This window comes from Phosphitispora fastidiosa, assembly GCF_019008365.1.
GTDB lineage: Bacteria > Bacillota > Thermincolia > Thermincolales > UBA2595 > Phosphitispora > Phosphitispora fastidiosa.
This window is the reverse complement of record NZ_JAHHUL010000033.1, coordinates 1-10855: the sequence shown is the minus strand read 5'-3', so window position 1 is coordinate 10855 and position 10855 is coordinate 1. Positions and strand designations below refer to the sequence as shown.

Genomic DNA, 10855 nt, shown 5'->3' with positions numbered 1-10855 from the left:
GGGTTATCTTCCCGCTGGTTAGGTGATAGGGTTTCTCTCAACCCATCGGCTTGATGTGCATGCCGGACGAACAAAAGGAAATGCCTCCTGACTGGAGACACTTCCTCTGCTTGATTTTACCAGTTATTTGAAGAAACTGTCTATTTAAAGAACACCAGGCCGCCGCCATGGTCTGAACAGTATATCCGGCCATTTGAGATGGCAACACTGTTGCATTCTGCTGCAGTATCCATGCGTGCCAGCAACTCCGGGGCGGCAGGGTCTGTATAATCCAGTTTGACCAGTCCTGCTGCTCCAAAGGCTACATACAGGTAAAGCCGCCCGTCCTGTGAGGTATATGCCATCTTGATTGCGCCGCCATCAACCGTCTCATACCCGGGCACCTCCTGAAGCTTAAATCGTCCCGCAGCCTCAGGGCGATAGTCATAAATTACATTACCATATGTATTCTTCAGGAACAGATTAGTCGGGTCAACACCTTCAGGGAGCGGTGCAATGAGATCTGCCATGGTGTAACAGACCACGCCAAAGCTGTCATAACTGAAATATGCTCTGTCACCGATAACCTCCACATCTATTGCCTGTCCGTCGGCAACAGCCACATCCCCGTCTTCAATCTTGATGGGTTCGAATACCTTTACAATCTGCATATTGTTGGTATCAGTGACATCAACGACACCGACTCCGTAAGGGCCGCATGCAGTTACAGCATAAAGCCTGCCTGTGGCCGGATTGCTCCAGAGTTCTATCCCTGAAGCCGTACCAAGCATCGGTTCTCCCTTAACTTTACCTATATTGGCGACAAAGAAGCCACTGTTGCGAACTGACGGATCTTTAGTAATATCATAGATTGTAATCCCATTGCTGCCATCGGCAACATAAGCGTAACTGCCTCTGAGTTCCATGTCAAAAGCGGCATCCTGGTAGGACAATTCCTTCAGGGAAAACTCGTCGGAATTGTGTTCAAAGCAATCATCCCGGTACAGCTTCAACAGCAGAGGCGCTCCAACCGTGCCCAAACCGTCTTCAACATCATTGACAGGAACCCCGCGCATACCATTTCCATTGCACAGAGCCCAGGTCTTACCATTGGCAGGGTCGAGTACATTTCTCACATTATGTGAAGGGGGATAAATGATCTCTGTTCCCACTGTTACCGGGTACTCATCCTGGACAGTATTGGCAACCAGATGAATATCATCAGTCATGTAGCCCTCGGAATCTGTTATGTTAAAAGCAAAGACTCCGTGGGGACCATCGGAAACGTAGATATAGTTATTAGACGCGCTGACACTGTCGGCATGTCCAATAGCAATTGCCTGTGTAGGTGTACCGTCAGGAGCGGCTCCGATTTCATCAGTTGTCGGAAAATATGCCACAATATTGAAACGGTCAGCCATGTTTACAGCAACAATGTCCGTGATATCAACAAAAACAAATCCACCTGCACCGGAGCATTCAAGTACATCAACATCTCCTGCAGTTGTCAGGGTCGGCTCCTGGTTCAGCATCAGTGTATAACCGTGACCGTTCAGCTCTTTGGTAGCCAACTGGCAGGGTGACTGGTAGAAGCACCATGGCAGGGACTCATTATCCAGCAGATCCCATGGAGACATGTCGTATGATGTTATGTCTTCATAATCAGGCACGTTATCACCAGGAATACCATTTGTATCATTATTATAGGGTGGAACAGGACTGTGCCAGTCGATGTCAGGGGTGGCGGCCTTATCAAGGATGACCAGGCCGGCAAAGTGATCAGTCAGATATACCTTATCACCATTTACCCTGACACTTGTGACACCGGATTCTTTGAGCATCCCGGCGCCCTCATAGGGAAGCAGGCTTGAAGGCTGGGATCCCGTCTCATAAGGGCCGTTAACAGGAACTGCCGGAAAATACCCAAGATAGGCGGCATTCATAAATTCTGTGGAAGCTGCACTTTCAAACCCGGTCACATCGACTGCAATCACACCGCCAAGAGCACAGCCAATATAAGCTATAGTTCTGTCACCCTGAAGAGCTACATCCACATCCTGGGCATTATAGTACCATTTGCCTTCACGCTCAAAATCCGCCCAGGGTGTCGGTATTCCGGTAAGGTTGCCCTTCATTACATCATATACTTCATATGAAACCTGGCGGTAATCAGGCATACCGGTAAAGTCATCCAGGTAGAAGTCCCCTGTGCCCGGGTCACTGGAAACCGCCTGAGAAATATCCATAGCGCCGAAAAAGTCCTCAGTTCTGACCACATCGGTATACAGGTTATAACGCCCTGTCTGGGTCATGGTTAAGGGATCAAAGATACCCATCCCAAGAGCGCCCATAGAAGCAAAGAGCTTATTCCCGAACAACTTAAGTGAAATCGGACCTCCCCACGGTTTTTCACCGGCCCACTGCAGGGTATAAATCTCCTGGTCAATCCGCAGGGTTCCATCACCTTCCAATGCAGGAGCGGGTTCCGGCCCTGCCAGGGGATCAAAGAAATTGCTCAGGGATGTTTTGTGGATTCCATAGTCATAATCGGCAAGATAAAAGTTGATGCCGTCGAACTCTACTGCCACAATCGGGGCCGTTGAGCTGGCAATGACATTGTCATACCAGATTGTGCCCCCGGTATCACTGAAGGTAACCCCCGTTTGGTAATAGTTGACCGGCGCTGTGTACTTAAGGCTCATCATGGCGGGATCGGTGATGTCAACTACCGATACGCCGGCATTACCTGCTGCCACTACAGCATAAGTCCTGTCAAGGACATTAATAATTTCGATGTCATAGGCAGTTCCAGGCAGAATCACGGTATATACGGGCCCTTCAGCAGTTGCAACCGGAGTAGCCTTCAGGGCGCTGCCAATGTTGAAAAGACACCAGTCTGCACCATTAAAGCTGAACTTGGCCACTGCAGTACTTGATCCCCCAATCTGTACATTCTCACCCAGGAAGGGTAACATATCAGCAGGTTGGACATCAACAGTCACTTCCCGGGAATCGGAACTTCCCTCAGAGTCAGTGACACTAAGCCTGAACACCATTTCAGCCTCTGCTGCCACTGCCAATGTGCTGACATCTGCAACAGCGCTGAATTCATTTGTGGACACCAGCGGCACTTTGGGTCCGGCAACCTGTGTCCATTCGTAAGCTGATGCTGTTCCTTCAATTACAGCAGACAGACTCACTGAACCGGCGGTACCTTCAGCAAAGGAATCCGGAGTTGCTGTGAGTGAAGCAATGGAAATACCTGCCTCCACTAAAGGTTCCAAAATAAAGCTGCAGACAGCCGCTGCTCCGGCCTCCACCGTAATTTGGCCGGTCTGTGAAGTGTACCCTGCCGCGCTGGCTGTGACATCATATGTACCTGCAGTCACATCAGAAATTGCATATGTCCCGGCAGCATCAGTGACAGCCGAATAACCGCCCGCTGACATGACCACAGTCGCTCCGGCAACCGGTATTCCGGCGCTGTCCGTAACCGCGCCGCTGAGAGTACCTGTTGTTACAGCAGCCGGGGTTAGGGTAAACAGCAGGGTTGTCCTTACCCCGTCCCTGATAGAGGCGAAGTTATACACAGTATTATATCCGGATGCTTCACAGCTTACATTGTAATCCCCAGCAGGCATGTCCATACTATAACTGCCCCTGGAATTACTTACTGCACTGTAAGAACCTGTATCATTGGAAGCCGTTATTATCGCCCCTGCCAGCCCCTTGTTGGCTGCAGCATCAGTTACCTTTCCGGTTAAGGTCCCCCCCTCTGCCAAAACGTCTGGTCCTTTGGCATATGCCGGCAATCCGAGCATGCTTAAAAGCATAATCAGGCATAAGATTACAGATACCGCTTTACTATTCCATTTTCTCCGCATGTCAATCCTCCCTTAAAAAATCCACTCGACTCTTCTGTTACCAAACTGAAAATAAAATGACTTTAGCCCCAAACGTCACCTCCAATTACTAGATTTACGGAATGTGATGCACATCAAGGCAGTATACTTATCAAAATATTCTGGAAACTTTGATCCCAAAAAAATGCCTACACTCGAATGGTAATACTTATTATATAAGTACTTTTATGCTGTTTCAATATCTTTTTTCCAATTTTTATACCAAGTTTTGTAATACTAGAAATTGTAATACATACAGTCTGTATGATTCCCGGTCCTAAAAATTTTTTTTGGTTCAAGTCTGCCTGAAACAGCACTTTTACTAACAAAAAAGAGACCGGCATATCCGGCAGACTTTATAAATAGCCCTTACGGAATAATACCTGTCCCATTCTTAAGCTTTTTGGCAAACCGGACCCGCTTTACAACCGCCCGGCAAACAGCTCTCTGGCTTCAGACACCATGTAAAGTGAGCCGGTGATACAGACCAGGTCTTCGGAACCGGCCATTTCGATCCCCTTTTGCACAGCCTGATGGATATTCTCAATCAGGTAAACCTCATTGACATACTTCCTGACCTCATCAGCTATCTTCTCCCAGTCCCCGGCCCTGGGGGAATTGGGTTTAGTGACGACCACTGCCCTGGCCAGCGGCGCCAGCATAGCGACGACCTTTTCCCGTTCCTTGTCTCCAAGCATTCCGAATACCAGGATAAGGCTCCTGTAGGAAAACACTTCAGTAAGGGCTTTTTTCAGGGTGGCCGAACCATGGAGGTTATGTGCGCCGTCAAGTACCACCCTGGGGTCTTCCCTGACTATCTCCAGCCGCGCCGGCCACTTAGCCGCGGCAAGACCGCGGGCCACTGCCTTTTCATCAATTAGATATACATGCCCGGCAAGCAGTTCGATTGCCGCAACTGCGGTTGCTGCATTGACCACCTGGTGATGCCCTGCTAACTTTAGGAACATGTTTTTATAGACTCTCTGTGGGGTGAATATGTCAAATTCCTGACCTTCAGGGGTACTGGTTTTTGATTGCCAGGTAACCTCCCGCCCTACCTCCAGAAGACGGCAGCCCCTTTCCCGGGCCGCTTCCCGGATAACTTCCAGGGCATCAGGGTCATCAGCAGCAGTTGCCACAGGCACGCCCCGCTTGATTATTCCTGATTTAACCCCGGCAATCTCCCGCACCGAATTGCCCAGGTAGTCCATATGGTCCATAGCCACATTAGTAATTACCGACACCAGAGGAATAACCACATTGGTAGAATCAATGGCTCCCCCCAGGCCCACCTCCAGAACCAGGAAATCCACCTTCTCGCGGTAGAAGTACAGGAAACCAAGCGCCGTACTGACCTCAAATTCAGTAGGATGCTCAAAGCCTTCCGCAACCATTTCCTCCAGGTGCGGCCTGAGAACAGTCATCATTTCAGCGATGCGATCCCTGCTGATATCAATGGCATCAATCTTGTACCTTTCACAATAGGAATGAATATGTGGAGAGGTAAACATTCCGGTTTTGTGACCCGCAGCCTGCAAAATGCCGGCAATCATCGCAGCCGTGGATCCCTTTCCATTGGTCCCGCCCACATGGATAACCCTGAGTTCCCGTTGGGGGTTCCCGAGCCTCCTCAGGAGTTCTTCAATCCGGTTCAAGCCGAAGTTAAAGCCAAATTTGGTAAGATTTCGCAAAAATTCAATTGATTCATCGAAGTTCATTTTCCCGTTCCTTTCATCCAACACGCTGTTACTCATGCTTATTGGTCTCGGACTCTGTTACTGCAAACTTTTCAGTCTTTCCTCCAAGACGCTTTTCTTTTCTATGAATCCGTCCTGTTTGGCCTTTTCCTTTTCGATGACATCGGCAGGCGCTTTGTCAAGGAATCCCTTATTGGATAGTTTGCCATTAACCCGGATAAGTTCTTTCTGCAAAGCGGCCAGTTCTTTCTGCAGCCTGGCAATCTCCTTATCAATATCTATCAGGCCCTTAAGGGGCATAAATATTTCCAAACCCCGGGTTATAGCCGTAACTGCCTGTTCCGGCTTATTATCAAGGGAACGCGAAACCGCCAATTCCGCTGCTGCTCCTAACTGCTCAATATATTCCCTGCCATCATTCAGAGCAATATAGTTTATGTCTGTATTCGCAGCAATAATGATTTCTGCTTTTCGTGAAGGCGGGACATTCATTTCACCCCTGATGTTCCTTACGGCTTTTACTGTTTCCATAACCACAGTCATTTTTTCCACTGCTTCATTATCTTTTAATAAATCACTGAATACGGGCCACTCCTGTGTCATAATGGTTTCACCCTCATGGGGCAAATGCTGCCAAATTTCCTCAGTAATGAATGGCATCATCGGGTGCAGCAGTTTAAGGGTGTTTGACAGCACGTACCAAAGTACATATTGGGCTGTCTTTTTGCTGGTTTCATCCTTTTTACCATACAAAGCCGGTTTAACCAATTCAATATACCAGTCACAGAACTCGTTCCAGATAAATTCGTAAATTATTTTGGCCGCTTCACCCAGGTCATATCTCTCCAGGTTCCGGGTAACTTCCCCGACTGTTTCATTATAACGGGACAAAATCCACCTGTCTGCCAGCGAATAGTCCTGACCAACTTCTTCCGGGCTGAACCCTTCAAGGTTCATCATTACAAACCGGGAAGCATTCCATATTTTATTGGCAAAATTACGCGTGTTCTCCAGACGCTCAAAGTGGAACCTCAAATCGTTCCCCGGGGTATTGCCTGTAATCAGCATAAACCTGAGAGTATCAGCGCCAAATTTGTCAATAACTTCTATGGGGTCAACACCGTTGTTCAGGGACTTGCTCATCTTCCTGCCCTGGGCGTCCAATATCAGGCCATGGATGAAGACTTCGGCAAAGGGAGGTTCCTTCATAAATTCCAAACCCATAAATATCATCCTGGCCACCCAGAAAAATATAATATCCCTGCCGGTAACCAAAACCGATGTTGGATAAAAATGTTCCAGTTCAGGGGTTTTTTCAGGCCATCCCAGAGTGGAGAAGGGCCACAGTCCCGAACTGAACCAGGTATCCAGCACATCAGGGTCCTGTTCCAGCTGTTGGCTGTTGCATTTATGGCAACTGGAAGGCGCTTCAGTATCACAAATAATCTCGCCGCAGTCCCGGCAGTACCATACGGGTATCCGGTGTCCCCACCATAATTGGCGCGATATGCACCAGTCACGGATGTTTTCCATCCAGTTGAGATAGACCTTGGTAAACCTCTCCGGGACGAACCTGACCCGCCCGTCTTTAGCTGCCCTGATAGCCGGTTCAGCCAAGGGCTTCATTTTAACGAACCACTGCTTGGAGATCATTGGCTCAACAGTTGTCGCACACCGGTAGCATTGGCCCACCGCATGAGCATGGTCCTCAACCTTGAGGAGGAAACCGCCTTCCTCCAGTTCCTTAAGAATCTCCCGGCGGCATTCGTACCTGTCCATCCCCTGATACTTGCCTGCCTCTTCATTCATGGTGCCATCGAGGTTCATGACATTGATCTCCAGGAGGTTGTGCCTCTTGCCAACCTCGAAATCATTGGGGTCATGAGCAGGAGTTATTTTGACTACACCTGTCCCAAATTCAGGGTCAACATAGGCATCGGCAACTACCGGGATTTCCCTCCCTACTATGGGAAGGATTACGGTTTTGCCTACCAGGTGACCATATCTTTCATCATCGGGATGGACTGCCACGGCAGTATCACCAAGCATGGTTTCCGGCCGTGTTGTGGCCAGGAAAACATATTCATCACTGTGTTTTACCGGATACCTCAAATGATAAAAATGACCGGCCTGTTCCTCATGCTCCACTTCAATATCTGAAATTGTAGTACGGCATTTGGGACACCAGTTGATGATATAATTATCCTGATAAATCAGTCCCTTGCGGTAAAGGTCCACAAAGACCTTCTGAACCGCCCGCGAACAGCCCTCATCCATGGTAAAGCGTTCCCGCTCCCAGTCACAGGAGGAACCAATAACCCTTAACTGACCGGCAATCCTGTCATGGTACATTTCTTTCCATTCCCAGACACGTTCCAGGAACTTTTCCCGGCCCAGGTCATATTTGGACAAGCCTTCTTTGGCAATCTGCTCCTCAACCTTAGCCTGGGTGGCAATCCCGGCATGGTCTGTGCCCGGCATCCAGAGGGCATTATACCCCTGCATCCGCCGCCACCTGATCAGGATATCCTGAAGTGTATTGTCCATGGCATGTCCCATGTGCAGAGCGCCGGTGACATTGGGCGGGGGCATCACAATAGCAAACGGTTTTTTATCCTTTTCCACTTTAGCATGGAAAAAACCGTTTGTTTCCCAGAACTCATAAAGTCTCTTTTCAACCTGCTGCGGGTCGTAAGTAGTTGGTATGTTTTTCTGTTCCATTCCTCTTCCTCCTGCACTTTTCGTTTTCTCTCTGCTATTAGCTTTAGAAATGACCGTGGCATATGCACTCCAGGTCATTTTCGAGAGCTAACAGTACGAGTAAAAATAAAAAAACTCCTTTATCCTGTAAGGACGAAAGAAGTTTCCGCGGTACCACCTTAATTCCGGATACCCTTTAGAGGTTCCGGCTCTCCTGATTCGCTGTAACGGGCTGCCCGGCGCCGCCTACTAAAAGCCCTCGGCGGCACAACTCCGGAGCGACTTCGAACCCTTTAACCACCAGGGAGCCTTTCAGCCAGGGGCCACCCCTCTCTGTGAGGTCAGGTATTCTACTACTCTCCTTCAACGCATTTAAAAATAATATCAAATTAAATATGTCTGAAATATATATTATAACAAACCGGGCGGTATTGTCAAACGTATCTTTAAATGGAATCTATTTTATAGTATTTTGTAAAATTGTTGTTAGTTAATGTAAAGATTTTTGCTGTTATTTACGATAGTATTACAAGTGTAAGTTTCTGACTGTCTAAGTAAAAAAATCTGTCTGATAAGGAGGGAAAATAGGTAATTCAGGTCTTAATCTACTTTATTGTGCAGTATTTCAAACATTATCAGGAGTATGGGCAGGTGAAATTATTATGATTGGAAAGCTTGGCAAAAGCATTCAGTGGAAGGTTAACTTTACGGCAGTGCTGATAATATGTATTGCCCTTATTGTATCAACATTTGTGGGTTACCGCCGGGAAACCGGGGTACTTCACAGTGAACTCGAAGACAAAGGTATGATGGTACTGGCGTCCTTTGTCAGTATGGCTCAGGATTCTGTTAACAGCAAAAATTATAACCTCTTAAGAGATGCTTACAAGGAACTTATGGAGTTTGATGATGAGGTAAGATACCTGGTACTGGTCGACAAAACCGGCAAAGCCTATGTTCACAGCAGTCTTGACAGAGAAGGCCGGGTTTTTAATGACCCGGTAGGTATAAAGGCAGCCGAAGCCACCGCTCCCCTGGCCCAGTTATACAACCGTGATACAGGGGAATTGATTTACGACGTTTCATATCCGGTGAAGATTGACGGTCAGCATTGGGGAGCCATGAGGATGGGAATCCCGGTTGAGGTTCTGGAAACAGCCCAAACTGATGCCCTTAAGTCCGCGGTTCTTGTTGCCGTCATCGTTATCGCTGTTTCAGTTTTGCTAATGGCCTTTGTGGTGGGGCGTATCCTGGCCCCGATTAATCATGTAGTTGAAAAGACACGGCTTGTTTCTGAGGGAGATTTTACCCAAACTGTTGAAGTTACTTCAAATGATGAAATAGGTGCAATGGCAAATGCGTTTAATGAAATGATCGCCAATATCCGTTCTCTGATTAATCAGGTTAAAGAGGCTGCTTCACATGTCGCAGAAACCAGCATACAGCTATCGAAAAACTCCGGCGAATCCTCCCTTGTGGTATCACGCGGCGCTGCCGCCGTTCAGGAAGTTGCTGCCGGAAATGCAAGCCTCTCACAAAGCATCTTTGAAATAGGCAAAGTAGTTGAGCAGTTAGGTGAAACCATAGGGCATATCGCCAGCGGCGCCCAGGAGCAGGCTTCATCTGTCAACAGGGTATCAACTTCCGTGGCGGAAATGGCGGCTGCCATAGAAGAAGTTGCTGCAAATGCCGGACAGGTTTCTGATAGTGCGATGAAAACATCAACTGTAGCCAAAAACGGCAGCCAGGCAGTTTTGGACACTATCAATGGAATGGGCAGGATAAAGGATAAGGTTTATGAAACTGCCGAAAAAATTAAGGAACTTGGGCAGCGTTCTCAACAAATCGGTGAAATTATTGAAGTCATTGATGAAATTGCTGAACAGACAAACCTGCTGGCCTTAAATGCCGCCATCGAGGCCGCAAGGGCTGGGGAGCACGGAAAGGGTTTTGCGGTTGTGGCTGATGAAGTAAGAAAACTCGCCGAAAGGTCTGGCTCAGCTACCAAAGAAATAGCCGTTCTGGTAACAGATATCCGGAAGGGCATTGACCGGGCAGTAAACGCTATGGAAGAGGGAACCCATGAAGTTGAGGCAGGGGTTAACCTGGCAACAACGGCAGGCAAGGCTCTTGATGAAATTACGGCAACTGTCGGCGAGGTTCTTGACCAGGTGAATGCAATTTCAGCCGGTGCCCAACAGGCAGCTGCAGGCAGCGGTGAAGTTGTCCAAAGTATTGAGACTGTGGCTGCAGTAACTCAGGAAAATACTGCGGCAACAGAAGAGATGGCTGCGGGCAGTGACCAGGTAGTATCTTCTATCAGCCATATTTCTGCAATCTCGGAAAAGGGCGCTTCTGCTGCTAATGAAATTTCGGCTTCCACTGAGGAAATGGCAGCCTCCATTGAAGAAATTGCCGCCTCATCCAAAATTCTTTCAAAGATGTCTGAGAAACTTGATTTACTTATACAGAAGTTCAAGGCTTAAAACAATCCGGGGCTTAATCGAGTAGCTAGAAGTCGGGAATAATTTCCCGACTTCTTCGCTCTCACAGAACCGTACGTACGGGCCTCGTATA

Annotated in this window: 4 protein-coding genes and 1 other annotated feature; of the genes, 1 reads left to right on the top strand and 3 read right to left on the bottom strand. The window is 48.1% G+C overall.

What is annotated here, in order from left to right; translation table 11 throughout:
• Positions 1–140: 140 nt before the first annotated feature.
• The 3 genes from Ga0451573_RS18590 to Ga0451573_RS18580 all read right to left on the bottom strand — a co-directional run bounded on the left by Ga0451573_RS18590 (position 141) and on the right by Ga0451573_RS18580 (position 8299).
• Positions 141–3863 (bottom strand): carboxypeptidase regulatory-like domain-containing protein, encoded by a 3723-nt coding sequence (locus Ga0451573_RS18590; protein ID WP_231685666.1) that lies wholly within the window; start codon positions 3861–3863, stop codon positions 141–143.
• 440 nt (positions 3864–4303) lie between these two features.
• Positions 4304–5620 (bottom strand): bifunctional folylpolyglutamate synthase/dihydrofolate synthase, encoded by a 1317-nt coding sequence (locus tag Ga0451573_RS18585; protein WP_331459448.1) that lies wholly within the window; start codon positions 5618–5620, stop codon positions 4304–4306.
• 36 nt (positions 5621–5656) lie between these two features.
• Positions 5657–8299 carry a valine--tRNA ligase gene (locus Ga0451573_RS18580; protein ID WP_231685665.1) on the bottom strand — a complete coding sequence of 881 codons (2643 nt, stop codon included), beginning with the start codon at positions 8297–8299 and terminating at the stop codon, positions 5657–5659.
• 125 nt (positions 8300–8424) lie between these two features.
• Positions 8425–8654 (bottom strand) — a binding site (T-box leader).
• Between the two features lie 286 nt (positions 8655–8940).
• Between Ga0451573_RS18580 and Ga0451573_RS18575 the strand changes: the two genes are divergently transcribed.
• Positions 8941–10764: a methyl-accepting chemotaxis protein gene (locus Ga0451573_RS18575; protein ID WP_231685662.1), complete on the top strand. Its 1824-nt coding sequence runs from the start codon at positions 8941–8943 to the stop codon at positions 10762–10764.
• Positions 10765–10855 lie beyond the last annotated feature (91 nt).